The following is a 15,461-nucleotide window of genomic DNA, read 5'->3' as shown; positions in this document are numbered from 1 at the left end:
ATAATGGGGTGCAGCCATTGGACGTAAGGGGGAAGTCAACTTTATGTAATAATTATTGGTAGTCGCTAAATATTCTGTTGTTTACGATTTCTCAGGAAACTTTTATGACTTCAGAAAATACTGATATTAAGCAATGTTCCACTGCTAAAGTTATTTACAGATTTCTTGGAGGTACTGCATTTGGTGTCTTGGTGGTAACTATTCCTATTTCATTATCGTCTATAGATGATTTGAATTTATTTCATCTAGTTATTGCATTATTCCTGATTCTATTATCTGGTTTGCTATCAAGTATTTGGGGAGAAAAATTTATTGATGCAGTGACGGGGATATTAAATTCCTTTGCTTCTTAATTATCAACACAAAAGTGACTGGGCTTTAGGTTAGTTTAAGAGGATGTTTGAAAAGTTTTGGGCGAATATAATTCACTACTACACAAGCCAACTCCACACTTCGACAAGCTCAGTGACCACCTGCGTGGACTAACAAAAAATCAAGGGTTTGAAACCCACGGAGGTGGGTTTTGCCTGTGTAGGCGCGACTTCTAGTCGCCAGGGCGAACGTAATTACGAAAAAATGAAAAAAGTATCAAACGACCTATTGTCAAACCTTACAAAGATTAAAACTTTTGGAAGTAATACCATGTAAACAAATATTACTGTATATTCTGATTACGTATTTATCCTCTTTGTATAACTCCCTCCAAGAGTATGGAAATTTTATCTAATACCGTGGCGTTATCGCGGATGCAATTTGCATTTACAGCGATTTTCCACATGATCTGGCCTGTGCTAACTACAGGTATGTCTATCTACCTAATTGTTGTTGAAGGACTATGGTTAAAAACCAAAAACCCTACTTATTATCATCATGCTCGTTTTTGGTCAAAACTGTATTTACTCAACTTTGGAATTGGTGTTGCATCAGGTTTACCAATGGGTTTTCAGTTTGGAACTAACTGGGCCCCATTATCAGAAGCGGTAGGAGATTTCTTAGGTAGTATTCTGGGATTTGAAGGCTCAATGGCATTTATGTTAGAGGCTTCTTTTCTGGGAATTATGATGTTTGGTTGGGAGCGAGTTCCTCCCGTAATTCATTACTTAGCAACTATTCTCGTGGCTTTTGGGGCGAATCTTTCCACATTCTGGATTTTGGTTGCTAATTCATGGTTTCAGACTCCTAGTGGTGGAGAAATGGTGAATGGGAAGTTTATTGTCAATGACTATTTTCAGGCAATTTTAAATCCCTTCATGGTGAATAGTGTTCTCCATATGTTCTTAGCAACTTTGGAGACTTCTTTATTTGTGATTGGCGGCATTAGTGCTTGGTATATTCTCAATAATCGCCAGCAAGAATTTTTCAGCAAATCATTTAAAATAGTTTTAGCGATCGCCATTTTTGTCGCTCCTTTACAAGTGTTAATTGGTCACGCTAGTGGCGATCAAGTTTATCAATATCAACCCACCAAACTAGCAGCAATTGAAGCCCAATGGGAAACTGTACCTGCTGGTGAATCTGCCAAATGGAATATATTAGCAATTCCTAATAGAAAAGCCGAAAAAAATGATTGGGAAATTTCTGTTCCTAATGGTTTAAGTTACATTTTAGAACTCAAACCTCAACTGTCTCAACCTGTATTGGGACTCAAAGAATGGAAACCAGAAGATCGTCCCCCAATGATTCCTTTGATATTTTATTCTTTCCGTTTAATGGTAGGAATTGGCTTTTTCTTAGTTGGATTAATGCTGTGGAGTATTATTCAATGGCTCAGAGGTAAATTGAGCAATAACAACATAACTCAACAAAAATGGTTATTACGAGCTTGGATTTTAGCTGCACCTTTAGGCTATCTGGCGATTGAATCAGGCTGGATTGTGCGCTGTGTAGGAAGACAACCTTGGACAGTATATGGACAAATTCGTACTACTGATGCAGCTTCTCATTTACCACCCGGTGAAGTATTATTTTCACTCACAGTTATTGCCCTTCTTTACAGTGTTTTATTTGTCTCAGCCATGTTTTTTGGTAGCCGCATTATTCGCAAGGGACCAGATTTAACTTTACCAATACCAGGAAGTGAGATCAAAACAGTAATTGCTACTGAATCTGTGAGTCATATTCCCGATAGTCGTCCTTTGGAAACACCGCAATAGGAACAATTACATGGAAGCTTTACTGCACTTTTTACCACAAGTTTGGTTTGTAATTCTGGGGTTATTTCTGTTTCTTTACGTGCTTTTAGATGGCTTTGATTTAGGCGTTGGTATCCTCTCTTTGACTTCTTCTGATGAGAAACGCCGTAGTTTATTAATGACCAGTTTAGGCAACGTTTGGGATGCTAACGAAACCTGGTTAGTTTTGATGGCAGGGGCATTATTTGGAGCTTTTCCTTTAGCTTATGGAACAATTTTAAGTGCGCTTTATCTGCCTCTGATGGTGATGGTTGTAGGGTTAATTTTGCGGGCTGTTGCTTTTGAATTTCGAGAACATTCTGATAATAAAAGTTTCTGGAATTTTGCCTTTGGAATCGGCAGTTTTATTGCTGCTTTATTTCAAGGATTTGCTTTGGGTGGTGTATTAGCAGGAATCAAAGTTGATGCGGCTGGGCATTTTATTGGTGGGATATGGGATTGGTTAAGTTGGCAATCATTATTAACAGCATTGACACTTGTACAAGGTTATGTATTGATTGGTTCAACTTACCTAATTCTGAAAACCGAAGGTAAATTACAGGAAACTCATTTTAGCACTGCCAAATTAGCCGCTTGGACAACTTTCATCGGGGCAAGTTTAATTACCATAACGACACCAATTGTCTATGAAAATGCTAGAGCCAGGTTGTTTCATCAACCAGAAGTTTATATTTTTGCCCTGATTCCTTTGTTGGGTGTGTTGTTGGTTTGGTTGCTGCTACAAAGCCTAAACCATAAACAGGAAGTTGCCTCATTTGTCTATACAGCTTTAATCTTTTTGCTGACATTTATTGGTTTAGGATTTATTGCTTTTCCCTACATTATTCCCCCCACTATTACCATTTATCAAGCAGCTTCTTCTGCTACTTCAATGGTTTTTATGATTACGTTCATTGGGTTTTTGATTCCAATTATGTTGTTTTACAACATCTACAATTACTTTGTCTTTCGAGGTAAGGTGGTCATCACTGAAGAGGGACAATAAATTCATATCAAATAAGAAATCTGTTAGATTCAGTGTCAGCTACTACTATCTTGATTTTTCTTTTAGTATTAGTTAGAGAAATTGTCAGAATCAGGTGGTTATCGAGTTTCGACTCCGCGGTAGTTGAGCGGAGTCGAGATAATTTCCAGGATTTAAGGATGTACAGGATTAAGACTAAATGGCGGGTGTGGGGATCGAACCCACTCATCCCCGAAAATGGTGGAGACTTTAACCAATGATAACCCTAAATTCATCGGCCTAAAAAGGCAAGTTACGAACAAGGGAAACCCGCCAGGAAAGATCAGGGATAAAGTTGTATTTATCCCTTATCAAACAATATACAGCACAACTTTACAAATCGTCATTAGCTAACATTTGGATAATGCGCGGAATACTCGGATCAAACCCCGCCAAATCCCAAGATAAAGGATCTTTTGGATCTACCAAAGAAATACGGTAAGGAGTTAAAGTCACATAAACAGCCTTAACATGAGGATTGATCTTTTTCCGGTATTCCTGCAAAGCTTGACTAGGATGTTTATTACCCGCCCAGCTTTCCGAGTCAGTCCAAAAGCAGACAACATCAGCCTTAAACTTATTCTTGATCATCCAGTCATAAGCTACACTCGCATCAGTTCCGCCAAAGTTTTGGTTACTAGCTTTGCGAACCGCAGAACTAAAACTATCCTTCGCAGTAATATCCAAATCTTTAAACTGAGTTGAAAAACCGCGAATTGCATAGTTTTTTTCAGCTTTTGCTGTTACTAACGCCATTGTTGTGGCGATTTCACAGCAACTTAAACCCATATCTGCAACCAAGCTACCCATAGAACCAGAAATATCTACAGCGTGCATAAAGACTTTACCAGTCGGTTCTACCACCTCAAAAGACAGTTCGACCGCTTTTTCCAAAATATCCACAATGCGGGAAACTGGTTTCCAAGTCTTCTTACTGCGTCCTAAACTTCCTCCAGATTGATAGGTTTTGAGAGCTTTTAAAACATCAATGGGATGAATTCGACCTTTTCTCAAATGTTCACGGTTATTAAGAACTGCTTCCACACGCTGCAAATTTGCGCCTTCATCAGCCCGCAAAACCTCTAATTGAGTCAAAGAACCTAAATTCCGTAACATTGCCCCTATAGGCATTTCTTGAAAGAGCAAATTCCAAGCTTGCTTATCCATGTTACCCACAGGTGCAGCCATTTCATGGGTTAAGCGTCCTTGAGAAATAGCGGTATGAGTTTCGCTAGGGTTACGCTTGAGCCATTCATACCACCAAATCTGCGCTAAAGCATCTGAGGGTATATCTGCGGGTAACTCTTCCCAACCTTTCACAACCCACTCAAATAATTGACGGTGATTTTCTGTAGGTGGGTTGACGTGAAACAACCGCAAAGCATCACGGTGAGTAAAACCTTGACGTTGTTGATATTTCAAAAGTTGATAAGCCAAACCTTTGACATCTTCCCGTGATAGCCACGTTTTACCAGCTTCGCGGATAACTTTACCGAAACCCCGCAAAGATTTGGTGTAATTCAACCATTCATAAAAATGGCTACCTGTGCGGACAACTTGGGGGAAAATTTCACCAAATGCTTTTTTAGCTTCTGGTGTTTCACCCATAGACAGCAATACCAAAGCGAGAATTGGCGCACTGTTATTTATGGCGCGGCCATCACTAGCATAGAGAATTTCTTCGGCTACCCGTCCAGGATTTTCCGCCACGGCTTGGTTGAGAATATTAGCAAAATCTTCTGTTAATTCCTGTTTACCAGCGTAGTACGTGCTTTTTGCTGTTCCTATCAACAGACACCGACGCAGCATTTTCCAAATACCAGCATCGAACATATAGCCGCCACTACGCCCTTTGATCATCTCTTTTTCCCTTCCAGGAATAGGCTGATTTTGGGGTGTAGTATTTTTGTTTTTAGTAAAGAAGTTATAATTCATGGCTGCTTCTCCCGGCCTTTTCAGGCAATTTTGAGATTCCACAAAGTGGAAGGTGGCAGGGCAGGATTTGAACCTGCGATCTCCCGCTTAGAAGGCGATAACCCTCTTTCGTCGGCCTTTTCAGGCAAGGTATGAAAAAGGATGTTTTAGGTGTTCTAGGCCGCTGAACTACCTGCCACATAATGGATTTTGGATTTTAGATTGAATAGAGGTTTGGTGTAGTGAGACAGGAGTTGTTCGCGTAGCGTGCCGAAGGCATACCTGCAAAATTTTCATCACCAGAACCCGATAACCCTCAACTTTTCGGCCTGTTTAGGCAAGGAAAGTAAATTAAGGATTTACTCTGGTGCGTTTACCAATTTCGCCACCCACTACAGAAAAATTCAAAATCTAAAATTGTTTTGGGTGGTGGAGCAGGATTTGAACCTGCGAATGTCTCGATAACCCTCAATTCATCGGCCTTTGCAGGCAAGGTTGTGAATAAGGATATAAAATGAAATGCCTTACCGCTTGGCTACCCACCACATGGAAAGTCAAAAGTTAGAGTTTTGGCGCGGGAAGCAGGAGTTGAACCTGCGACCGATGAATTAACGATAATCCTCAGTAAGTCGGCCTTTACAGGCAAGTTTGTTAACCAAGGAATATGGGTTTTACCCCTTTCACTGCTCTACCAACTGAGCTATTCCCGCACGTAAAAAGTCAAAAATCTAAAATTATTTTGGGTGGTGGAGCAGGAGTCGAACCTGCGAATGCTCGTTCTTTAAACGATAACCCTCAATTCGTCGGCCTTTGCAGGCAAGGTATGAATAAGGATGTTAAGCGCCTTACCACTTGGCTACCCACCACATAAACAAATAATTTCAAATCCAAAATATCAAATCGTTTTGGGTGTAGCGGAGCAGAAATTTGGTCTGCATCTCCGGGATTTTAAGCAAGGGTATTTTAATTTGGAAGATTACGATAACCCTCGAAAAGGCAAGGTGGGCGCTCTGGTATTTGAGCTATCCGCTACGGTAAAAGCTAACTCCTTTGGGAATGTCGCTTGTAGTATTAATGTAGTATGTATATTTCTGGTTGTCAAGAGGGTAAGGAAAATTTTTCTTTATTTTGGTGTAAGCTGTCACTTTTTACTTATGTCAGTAGCTTTTGCCAAATAATTGGCGACATTTTTGCCAAAAAAATACAAACAAATGTCCAAATTTTTGCCAAGATATAAATATTATTTTGTAAAAATTCACTTAGCAAAAAATCAGCATGAGTGAAAAAACCATAGAAAATTACGGGAAAGCTTTTCTCGTTCTAATTTTGCCGATATCGTTTTTGATTGTTTTCCTGGTGAATACCTGGAAAATTTTACTGGTAATCTTATTGCTGTTAATGGTTTTCAATCTTTGGCAACAATACAGATGGGAAAAGTGGTGTAACCAAGTTAACCCGCTTTTTTATCAGTTGATTCAGGAAAACCAGGGAAAAATTACTCCGATGGATTTGGCAATCAAGGGTAATTTTTCGGGACAGGTGGCAAAACGCTATTTAGATGGTAAGGCTAAGGAATTTGGTGCTAGTGTACTGGACTCGGAAACAGAGGATCAATCGTACTACTTTATTACTGCCAGTATTCTCGGCGATATTCTTGATAGTAGTGAATCAGTAGAAAAACTTCCGGCTCAACCAGTTACGAAAGTTGCCCGTTCATTTTTAGCTCCTCCTCCTTCAATTCCCCAGGAGGAGAAAACAGAACCTGAATCTAAATCTGAGCTTGAATCTGAATCTCTACCTGAACCTACCCATGAGGAAGTTAAAAAACCTCTAGAAGAACAGTTAGTTTTTGGTTCATTGATTCAATCTGAGTTAGCTAAACGGCTCAATGTCTATTCGAGTACGGTTTATAAACGACGCAATGACCCAGATTTTGCTGAGTGGAGTCGTAGCCGTGATCCTGATGGTATTGCTTGGTCTTATTCTCGGAGGTCTAAGGAGTTTTTCCCCGTTGAGAAATAGGGAACAATTGACAATTGACAATTGACAACTAACTATTAATTGTCAGTTATCAATTACCTATTACCAATGCCGATCGCTTGATTGATGGATGTTAGTCCGTTTTCTTCTAGTTTGGTTAATAAACCGGAGAGGATGCGGCGTACCATCATTGGTCCTTCGTAAATCCAGCCTGTGTATGTTTGAATGAGGCAAGCGCCGGCTGTGATTTTTTCCCAAGCATCATCAGCAGTAAAGATGCCTCCTACGCCAATGATGGGCATTTGTCCTTGGGTTTGTTGGTATATAAAGCGAATTACTTCGGTGGAGCGATCGCGCACTGGTTTGCCACTAATTCCTCCGGCTTCTTCTTGGGGGGATTTACCCGTTTGTTCAATGATTTGGGTTTGAAGTCCTTCCCGGCTGATGGTGGTGTTGGTGGCGATTAAACCGGCGATTTGGTAGGTTTGAGCGATCGCTATAATGTCAGATATGGCCTCCCATTCTAAATCGGGGGCTATTTTCACAAATATGGGTTTTTGCGCTGTGTTTTCTTGTTGTAATCCAGCTAATATCTGACTGAGCATGGCTGCATCTTGGAGCGATCGCAATCCTGGTGTATTGGGCGAAGAAACATTTACTACAAAATAATTACCCAAATCTTTCAGTAATCGAAAACTCTCTAAATAATCCTGCGCTGCTAGTTCCAAGGGTGTTATCTTGGATTTACCTAAATTTATTCCTATAGGTATCGGTAATGGGTTAGTTAAGTGTTTTTTGCCGTCTGTTAATTTTGCCGCCATAGCGATCGCACCAGAATTATTAAAACCCATCCTGTTAAGTGCAGCTTGATCTAAAGGCAAACGAAATAAACGGGGTGGGGGATTTCCCGGTTGGGGATGATAAGTGACAGTACCCAATTCGGCAAACCCAAAGCCAAAATTATGCCAGATACTCGCAGCAATTCCATCTTTGTCGAATCCGGCAGCCAAGCCCAGGGGATTGGGAAATTTTAGCCCTAATATCACCTGTTCTAATCGTGGATCATTGAGACACAAATATTGCTGAAGGAGATTGTTTAACCAGTTAGTAGAAGGATAATAACTGCTTTTTACAAGCCAGTTTAAACTACCAATGGTTTGTTTGTGTACCCACTCCGGTTCGGTTTTCACCAGAGTAAATAAAAAATGACTAACTACTGCTTTATAAATATCCAATTTAAGGTAACATCTACCAATTATTAACAGATACCAGGAACAAAATCCATTAGGAAGGTTTGCGAGGCATCTTAAAACATATTACTACAACTTATGTCAAACGATAATCAGAATGGGCAGCAAAAGAAACCTAGAGCCGCCGAACAACAAATACTATCCTTGGGGCAACTTCTCCAGAACATGAGAGAAGATGATAGTGTTGATGCTCTGATTAAAACTACTATTGCTTATCTTCAAGAAGGGTTTGACTACCCATTTCTGTGGATTGCTCTTTATGATGAGAGCAATAAAACTTTATATGGAAAAGGGGGATTGACTCCCGATGGAGAAACAAGTTATTTAAGAAGATCGATTGTCATCAAACCTGGAAATTTCTTAGAGAGAGTCGTAACTCAATTATGCCCTTTGGGTATAGCTAATTTACGGGGAGAATCTCGCGCTTCTGAATGGCAGGAAGTTGCCAATAGATATAACATTCAAGGAACTATTCTTTTACCAATTCGCTATAAAGAAAACTGTTTAGGACTAGTATTATTAGGTTCACAACGTTGGGGCTATTTGCTGAGTGGAGAAGCCAGAGCCAAGCTGTTAATAGTCATCGGTGAGTTGGGAATATTACTGTATAAGAATAGCCATAATAATACACATAATAAACCAGAGAATCCGCCAACTCAAGCATTATTACAACTATTAGAAAATGTCCGCTCTGCTAATAATCTAAATAAAAGACTAGAAGCAGTAGTAGATGCTACTCATAAATTTATTTCCCCAAGTCGTACAAATATTTATTGGTTGGAAAGAGAGGGAAATTATTTTTGGTGTCGGATGAGCAATAATCTTGTCAATATTAGTAGTGTAGACAGTCATAAACCAGGAGCAATCGGCATAACAGTCCAAGAATTGAGCGATGTTTATTATGCTTTATCTGTTAACCAAGTAGTATGGATTAATGAAACTGCTAGTTCTTTAAAAACCAATGTCAAAGGTAAACTATTACAACGATTGGGAGTTAAATCTATATTAGCAGCGCCTATCATTTGGCAAAAAGACTTATTAGGTTTTTTATCGGTAGAAAGTCATGAATTGCGAAATTGGTTAGAAGAAGAAAAACATTTTGTCCAAGGTGCAGCAGGATTAGTATCTTTAGTTGCTCCTAGTGAAATTATTGAAGGAACAATCAGACAAATTCAACAAGATACTCAATTAACTAATCAAGTCGCTCAAGCAATTTATAAAGAACAAGGTTTAGATTCAGCTTTACATATTTGTGCAGGTAGGATTTTAGAACGGCTGACTGCGACGCGATTTGTATTGTTACAGTACAATCCCACTAAAAATATTTATCAAGTTATTTTCCAGAGCATAAGACATCATCGCCGACTTTGGGCATTTGATCTGAAGGAACTAACAGAAATTGATATTCAACTTTTACAAAATGCCAAACAAGCCTTAGAAATTGAAAACTTTGAGGCAGATTTGCGGTTTTTGAATTGGCGACGGCAGCTATTAGATAATGGTGTGCGATCGCTGTTAATATGTAACTGCGCTCAAGGTCAAACACCTGAACTACTTTTGCTGATTACCCACGAAACCAACCGATCTTGGAAAACTCTAGAAAAAGAATTACTATGGGTATTTAGTCAAAATATAGGTGTTGTCGTTCACCATTGGCGACTACGTGACAACACCAAAGATCAACAAAAAATATCCCAAGGGTTTAAAGAATACTTAAATATTCTCACTCACACTCAAAGCAGCACAAACGAAACGGAATTAGCTGCCCTTAAACAAATAGCATCTGTTTTAGAAGTTCCCCTAGCAATTATTCTCTCCTCTAATCCTAGTCAGAATTGGGCAAAAATTTTACCGGGGGTAATTTCTAATCATCAATTTGGCGTAGTTCTAGATTTTCATGTTTCTTTAGAGAAGGATGTAATAGCAGAGTTAGCAATAGCACATAATAGTTATTTAATCCTCAAAGCTGAGGATTTACCAGCAGAAACGAGGCAATGGTTGACGATTCCCAACAATAGTAAAGTTTTTGTGATGGCATTACGCACAAGTGCTGAAAATCAACCGACAAGCATTGTAGTTTTAGCAGATTATGAAGAACAAAACTGGAGAGAAATTAGCATCAATGCCACAGTAACTCTGATTCATCAATTAGCATGGTGGCAAAATCAACAGCAAATTATTCAAAATCTAGAATCTCATAATGAAAACTTACATAAACTCAATTGGTACAAACATAGTCGTCTAGAAGAAATTCATAGAATGTCTACACTCGTACTTGGACAAATCCGTGATTTAGGAATACCTGCTAATGAATTAACGCAAATGCGTTACAAATTGCTGTTACGTCAACTAGACTACATAACTAGTTCCATGACTAGCATGATTAAACAAGAGCAGTGGGATTTGCATACTAGTGTGGAAACTATGTCCATTTCTAGCCTATTGAAGCGAGCCGTGGAAAGAGTTGATAATTTGTCTAAACAGCAACAACTTTGGATAGGTATACATGGCTTAGGACAGTCTAATGATAATCGGGAGTTATCCCCAACATCGTCCTTAGCTGGAGAACAAACTATGACAGGTTCTACATTAGCTACAACTGGCGACATTGTAAAAATAGAATTAGTTTTACATGAATTGTTAGTTGCAGCTTGTCAACGTTCTCCTATTGGTGACAGAGTTGATATTTGGTGTCGTCCTTTAGATGAAAAATCGCTAGAAATTTCAATTACAGATAATGGCAGTATTGAACCACAGTTATTAGCAGAGTTTAATCAAGCTCAATTCTCAAATACATTTTCTACTTCTCACGTTAGTAAACCACCTGGTTTACATCTAGTGATTTGCAAAAAAATGATGCAACAATTGGGTGGAGAATTACAGCTATATCAATTACCAGATAAAAGGGTCGTTAGTCGTTTATTGTTGCCTTTAGCATCTCAAAATCATGAAGGTAGTACATTGGGAAGCACTTCATCATTTTTGGGAAATGGGTAATTGGTGATTGGTAATTGGTGATTGGTGACTTGCCCTGAGCGTAGCCGAAGGGTTGGTAATTGGTAATTGGTAATTGGTAAGAATTATTTCTCCTGTTTTCTCAATCTGCAAACTATAATCACAGCACCTTAATTATGGGGCGTTCTCTTTCTAAATCTAATTTACCTGAAAAAATCTGTGTAGTTTGTCAACGTCCGTTTACTTGGCGGAAAAAATGGCAAGATTGTTGGGATGAAGTAAAATATTGCTCAGAACGTTGCCGTCGTCGCCGTTCTAACGCTAAAAATAACAATTGACAATTGACAATTGATAATTGACAACTGACAATTGACAACTGAAAATTGACAACTGACAACTGACAACTGACAACTGACAACTGACAACTGACAACTGACAACTGACAAAATAAATGACATTACAAATACAACCGAAGTTAATTATTCATGGGGGGGCTGGTAGTTCTCTTCAAGGTAAAGGCGGATTGATAGCAGTACGCAACTCTCTTTCTAAAATTGTTGAAGAAGTTTATGCTCTTTTGCTTACTGGTGCGACTGCGGCTGAAGCAGTAGTTCGGGGTTGTCAAATGTTGGAAGATGAACCCCGCTTTAATGCTGGTACTGGTTCTGTACTCCAATCTGATGGACAAATTCGGATGAGTGCTTCCATTATGGATGGGACAACTGGGCGCTTCAGTGGTGTAATTAATGTGTCACGGGTGAAAAACCCTATTGAAATGGCGCTATTTTTGCAAAATTCGGATGATCGGGTTTTGTCTGATTATGGTGCGGCTGAGTTGGCGCGGGAGTTGCAAATTCCTAGTTACAATGGTTTAACTGATTTGCGCTTGAAAGAGTGGACACTAGAACGCCAGGATAACTTTAAAAGAACCATGGCTGGGGTAGTAGCAGAACCGGAAATGGCGGAAAATGCTGGGAGGGGAACTATTGGTGTCGTCGCTTTAGATGGCTATGGTAAATTAGCGGCGGGTACTTCCACTGGTGGTAAAGGTTTTGAGCGAATTGGCCGAGTTAGTGATTCAGCGATGCCAGCAGGTAATTATGCGACTAGTCATGCAGCAGTTAGTTGTACGGGCATTGGAGAAGATATTATTGATGAGTGTTTAGCTGCTAAAGTAGTAGTGCGTGTCACTGATGGAATGTCTTTGTCAGAAGCGATGCAGCGATCATTTACAGAAGCCAGCAAGAATCAAAGAGATTTTGGAGCGATCGCTCTTGATGCTACTGGTGCAATATCCTATGGTAAAACCTGCGAAGTTTTACTAGCTGCTTACCATAACGGAGACAACATTGGCGACACTTTGGAATGGAATGATCAAGAACTGATTGGGAAGGGGTAATTGACAATTAACAATTGACAATTGACAATTAAAATTAGCAATTGTTAATTTGATAATGAATCTTCCAACAGCACAATCTTGGCATGATATTCGCACAGCATTAAAAGCAATTTGGGGATATGACGATTTTCGTCCACCCCAAAAAGAAATTGTTAACTGTTTGATATCACAAAAAGATGCGCTAATTATTATGCCTACAGGTGGGGGAAAGTCAATTTGTTTTCAACTTCCCGCCCTACTCCAAACAGGATTGACTTTAATAGTTTCTCCTTTAGTAGCACTAATGGAAAACCAAGTTGAGGAATTACTTCAAAGAAAGCAAAAAGCAGCACTTTTACATAGTGAGTTAACGACATTTCAACGCAATGCAACTTTGCAAGCTTTAGAAAAACAGCAATTGAGATTATTGTATTTATCACCAGAAACTTTACTAAGTCCAGCAGTTTGGAAAAGGTTATGTGATCCTCAACTACAAATTAATGGTTTAATTTTGGATGAAGCCCATTGTTTAGTGCAGTGGGGTGATACTTTTCGTCCAGCTTATCGGCGATTAGGGACTGTGCGTGAGGCGTTGCTAAAATCCAAATCACCGGGAACAAAGATTAGTATAGCGGCTTTTACGGCAACTGCCGATCCTTTAGCCCAACAAACTATTTCTACCGTTTTAAAATTACAGCAACCTGAGACTTTTCGGATTAATCCCTATCGGGAAAATTTAAATCCTACAGTACGAATTGCCTGGACTCCTCAAGGCAGAAAACAACAATTATTAAACTTTATTCAAACACGACCAAATCAAGCTGGATTAATTTATGTCCGCACACGGCGAGATAGTGAAAATTTAACCCAATGGTTAACAGAAAAGGGTTATAATACAGCTAGTTATCATGCCGGATTAAGTGCCGGAGAACGGCGAAATGTGGAAGCTAGTTGGTTAGGTGGAAAAATCCCATTTGTGGTTTGTACTTGCGCTTTTGGTATGGGAATAAATAAGTCAGATGTCCGTTGGGTAATTCATTTTCATGCGCCTTATTTATTATCTGAATATGTGCAAGAAATAGGACGAGCGGGAAGAGATGGAAAACCTGCTGATGTCCTTACTTTAGTAAGTGAACCAACGGGGTTATTAGATACGGAGGATAAGCAAAGACAGCAATTTTTTCAGGAACAATGGCGATCGCAACAACAAAAAGCCCAACAATTAGTCAAAAATTTGCCTCCTCGTGGTGAAATAAATGCTGTAGTTAAAGAATTTCCAAATGCTGCTGTGGCGCTTTCTCTCCTCCATAGTAATGGACAATTAGAATGGCTTGATCCTTTTCATTATTCTATTTCTTCGCAGCCGAAAAATGCACCAGCCACGCAATTGCCAGCGGCTAAACAAATGAGAGAATATTTAACTACTAAAAAATGTCGTTGGCAGTTTTTATTAAATGCCTTTGGGTTTGCAACACCAACTGTAAATTGGCGTTGTGGACATTGTGATAATTGTCGCCATTAATCATTTTATAATTTAAACTTTGCTCCTTGGCGCGAAACATAATTAGGACTTGCTGAAAAAATAAAGTATGACTCCTAATATAAAAAACTAAAGTAAAGTATCACTACTTTCTAATTCAGTTTCATCTGAATTTTCCTTAACCCTGCGGATAGGTAAATTAGCGATTAAAGCCGTTGTGCGTTGGTTGCTTTCTAGGGAAAACTCCAAACCCTCGGTTTCTATTTCCACATAGCGACAAACAATGTCCAGGATTTCCTGACGCATTTTTTCTAAGGTTTGGGGATCTAAGTCAGCCCGATCATGGGAGATTACCAATTGCAGGCGACGTTTAACGTCATTGCGGCTGTTATCGGGACTACGAACAAAAAGTTTTTCTAAAATTTCAAGAATCATTGCGGGTATGTGTAAGGCAGAAACACTGGCAAGTGAATTAAACAATCTTTGACCACAACATCTTTCTTAAGCGGGAGAAGATGCTTTTATTAGATGAGTCAAGCTCAAGAAATTCGACAGTTTCGCCTTCCAATCTCCGAGCAATGTTTTCAAAAGCTGTAGCAGCTAAAGATGGAGTTTCTGATAATACTAAAGGTTCACCACGATTAGTAGAGACAATCACCCGCTCATCGTCGGGGATCACTCCAATTATGGGGATGGCGAGAAGTTCCTGAACATCTTGCACAGACATCATATCATTTGCCTGTACCATTGCCGGTCTAATTCTGTTAACTATTAAGTTAATCTTTTTTACACCTTGTGCTTCCAGCAATCCTACTACACGATCAGCATCGCGGACTGCGGAAATTTCGGGGGTAGTGACAATCAGGGCTTCTTTGGCTGGGGCTGTAGCATTTTTAAACCCCATTTCGATCCCGGCTGGACAGTCAATCATCACATACTGATACTTTTGCGCCAGTGCATTTACCAGTAATTTCATTTGATCTGGTGTCACCGCTTCTTTATTACGATTTTGAGCGGCTGGAAGCAGTACCAAATTAGGTTGTCGCTTGTCTTTGACAAGGGCTTGTTCTAAACGACACTCTCTAGCCAAGACTTCCACCGCTGTATAAACGATGCGATTTTCTAGCCCTAGTAGTAAATCTAAATTTCTCAAGCCAAAATCTGCATCAATTAAGGCAACTTGCTTGCCGATTTTTGCTAAGGCCATACCCAAATTAGCTGAAACTGTGGTTTTACCCACTCCCCCTTTACCGGAGGTAATGACAATAATGCGAGCCATGATAATGCTGTATGAGAGTTCAGGGAACAA

13 protein-coding genes and 4 tRNA genes are annotated in these 15,461 nt (G+C 39.5%); 9 read left to right on the top strand and 8 right to left on the bottom strand.

What is annotated here, in order from left to right; genetic code table 11:
• Positions 1–104 precede the first annotated feature (104 nt).
• The 3 genes from FJR04_RS07785 (at position 105) to cydB (ending at position 3,177) form a co-directional block, all read left to right on the top strand.
• Entirely contained in the window at positions 105–353 is a 249-nt protein-coding gene (locus FJR04_RS07785; protein WP_168493338.1) for a hypothetical protein, read from the top strand.
• A 357-nt stretch (positions 354–710) separates the two neighbouring features.
• Positions 711–2,153, top strand: coding sequence for a cytochrome ubiquinol oxidase subunit I (locus FJR04_RS07780; RefSeq protein WP_168493336.1), 1,443 nt, complete (start codon positions 711–713; stop codon positions 2,151–2,153).
• Between the two features lie 10 nt (positions 2,154–2,163).
• Entirely contained in the window at positions 2,164–3,177 is a 1,014-nt protein-coding gene (gene cydB, locus FJR04_RS07775) for a cytochrome d ubiquinol oxidase subunit II (RefSeq protein WP_168493334.1), read from the top strand.
• A gap of 351 nt (positions 3,178–3,528) precedes the next feature.
• On the opposite strand, the gene FJR04_RS07770 is transcribed toward cydB, so the two are convergent.
• The 5 genes from FJR04_RS07770 to FJR04_RS07750 form a co-directional block, all read right to left on the bottom strand.
• Positions 3,529–5,130: a TROVE domain-containing protein gene (locus tag FJR04_RS07770; protein WP_168493332.1), complete on the bottom strand. Its 1,602-nt coding sequence runs from the start codon at positions 5,128–5,130 to the stop codon at positions 3,529–3,531.
• Between the two features lie 52 nt (positions 5,131–5,182).
• Positions 5,183–5,308, bottom strand: a tRNA-OTHER gene (locus FJR04_RS07765).
• 224 nt (positions 5,309–5,532) lie between these two features.
• A tRNA-OTHER gene (locus FJR04_RS07760) sits at positions 5,533–5,654 on the bottom strand.
• Positions 5,655–5,679: 25 nt separating this feature from the next.
• A tRNA-OTHER gene (locus tag FJR04_RS07755) sits at positions 5,680–5,819 on the bottom strand.
• Between the two features lie 30 nt (positions 5,820–5,849).
• Positions 5,850–5,975: transfer RNA gene (locus FJR04_RS07750), tRNA-OTHER, on the bottom strand.
• On the opposite strand from FJR04_RS07750, the gene FJR04_RS07745 reads away from it, so the two are divergent.
• Both FJR04_RS07745 and FJR04_RS07740 read left to right on the top strand, forming a co-directional pair.
• Positions 5,943–6,287: a hypothetical protein gene (locus FJR04_RS07745; protein WP_168493330.1), complete on the top strand. Its 345-nt coding sequence runs from the start codon at positions 5,943–5,945 to the stop codon at positions 6,285–6,287. The two genes, FJR04_RS07750 and FJR04_RS07745, sit on opposite strands and share 33 nt — an antisense overlap.
• A gap of 97 nt (positions 6,288–6,384) precedes the next feature.
• Entirely contained in the window at positions 6,385–7,131 is a 747-nt protein-coding gene (locus FJR04_RS07740; RefSeq protein WP_168493328.1) for a hypothetical protein, read from the top strand.
• A gap of 53 nt (positions 7,132–7,184) precedes the next feature.
• On the opposite strand, the gene FJR04_RS07735 is transcribed toward FJR04_RS07740, so the two are convergent.
• On the bottom strand, positions 7,185–8,324 hold the full coding sequence (locus FJR04_RS07735; RefSeq protein WP_168493326.1) for a quinone-dependent dihydroorotate dehydrogenase: 1,140 nt from the start codon (positions 8,322–8,324) through the stop codon (positions 7,185–7,187).
• A 93-nt stretch (positions 8,325–8,417) separates the two neighbouring features.
• On the opposite strand from FJR04_RS07735, the gene FJR04_RS07730 reads away from it, so the two are divergent.
• The 4 genes from FJR04_RS07730 to FJR04_RS07715 all read left to right on the top strand — a co-directional run bounded on the left by FJR04_RS07730 (position 8,418) and on the right by FJR04_RS07715 (position 14,194).
• Positions 8,418–11,336, top strand: coding sequence for a GAF domain-containing protein (locus FJR04_RS07730; protein WP_168493324.1), 2,919 nt, complete (start codon positions 8,418–8,420; stop codon positions 11,334–11,336).
• Positions 11,337–11,470: 134 nt separating this feature from the next.
• Positions 11,471–11,632, top strand: a complete 162-nt coding sequence (locus FJR04_RS07725) for a DUF2256 domain-containing protein (protein ID WP_168493316.1) — start codon at positions 11,471–11,473, stop codon at positions 11,630–11,632.
• Positions 11,633–11,745: 113 nt separating this feature from the next.
• Positions 11,746–12,693 (top strand): isoaspartyl peptidase/L-asparaginase, encoded by a 948-nt coding sequence (locus FJR04_RS07720; protein ID WP_168493314.1) that lies wholly within the window; start codon positions 11,746–11,748, stop codon positions 12,691–12,693.
• Between the two features lie 55 nt (positions 12,694–12,748).
• Complete coding sequence (locus FJR04_RS07715; protein WP_168493312.1) at positions 12,749–14,194, top strand: ATP-dependent DNA helicase RecQ; 1,446 nt, start codon at positions 12,749–12,751, stop codon at positions 14,192–14,194.
• An 87-nt stretch (positions 14,195–14,281) separates the two neighbouring features.
• Here FJR04_RS07715 and minE read toward each other — a convergent pair whose 3' ends face one another.
• Positions 14,282–14,587: a cell division topological specificity factor MinE gene (gene minE, locus FJR04_RS07710; protein ID WP_168493310.1), complete on the bottom strand. Its 306-nt coding sequence runs from the start codon at positions 14,585–14,587 to the stop codon at positions 14,282–14,284.
• A gap of 37 nt (positions 14,588–14,624) precedes the next feature.
• A complete protein-coding gene (minD, locus tag FJR04_RS07705; RefSeq protein ID WP_168493308.1) occupies positions 14,625–15,431 on the bottom strand; it encodes a septum site-determining protein MinD in 807 nt (268 codons plus the stop codon).
• Positions 15,432–15,461: the final 30 nt, after the last annotated feature.

Source organism: Anabaena sp. UHCC 0204, assembly GCF_009711975.1.
Taxonomy (GTDB): domain Bacteria; phylum Cyanobacteriota; class Cyanobacteriia; order Cyanobacteriales; family Nostocaceae; genus Dolichospermum.
Note: the sequence above shows the minus strand (reverse complement) of the source record. Positions and strands in the feature narration are given on the sequence as shown.

Excerpts from the sequence above, each read along its gene's own strand:
- FJR04_RS07785 (WP_168493338.1), top strand. The coding sequence starts at position 105 with ATGACTTCAGAAAATACTGATATTAAGCAATGTTCCACTGCTAAAGTT.
- FJR04_RS07780 (WP_168493336.1), top strand. The coding sequence starts at position 711 with ATGGAAATTTTATCTAATACCGTGGCGTTATCGCGGATGCAATTTGCA.
- cydB (WP_168493334.1), top strand. The coding sequence starts at position 2,164 with ATGGAAGCTTTACTGCACTTTTTACCACAAGTTTGGTTTGTAATTCTG.
- FJR04_RS07770 (WP_168493332.1), bottom strand. The coding sequence starts at position 5,130 with ATGAATTATAACTTCTTTACTAAAAACAAAAATACTACACCCCAAAAT.
- FJR04_RS07745 (WP_168493330.1), top strand. The coding sequence starts at position 5,943 with ATGTTAAGCGCCTTACCACTTGGCTACCCACCACATAAACAAATAATT.
- FJR04_RS07740 (WP_168493328.1), top strand. The coding sequence starts at position 6,385 with ATGAGTGAAAAAACCATAGAAAATTACGGGAAAGCTTTTCTCGTTCTA.
- FJR04_RS07730 (WP_168493324.1), top strand. The coding sequence starts at position 8,418 with ATGTCAAACGATAATCAGAATGGGCAGCAAAAGAAACCTAGAGCCGCC.
- FJR04_RS07725 (WP_168493316.1), top strand. The coding sequence starts at position 11,471 with ATGGGGCGTTCTCTTTCTAAATCTAATTTACCTGAAAAAATCTGTGTA.
- FJR04_RS07720 (WP_168493314.1), top strand. The coding sequence starts at position 11,746 with ATGACATTACAAATACAACCGAAGTTAATTATTCATGGGGGGGCTGGT.
- FJR04_RS07715 (WP_168493312.1), top strand. The coding sequence starts at position 12,749 with ATGAATCTTCCAACAGCACAATCTTGGCATGATATTCGCACAGCATTA.
- minE (WP_168493310.1), bottom strand. The coding sequence starts at position 14,587 with ATGATTCTTGAAATTTTAGAAAAACTTTTTGTTCGTAGTCCCGATAAC.
- minD (WP_168493308.1), bottom strand. The coding sequence starts at position 15,431 with ATGGCTCGCATTATTGTCATTACCTCCGGTAAAGGGGGAGTGGGTAAA.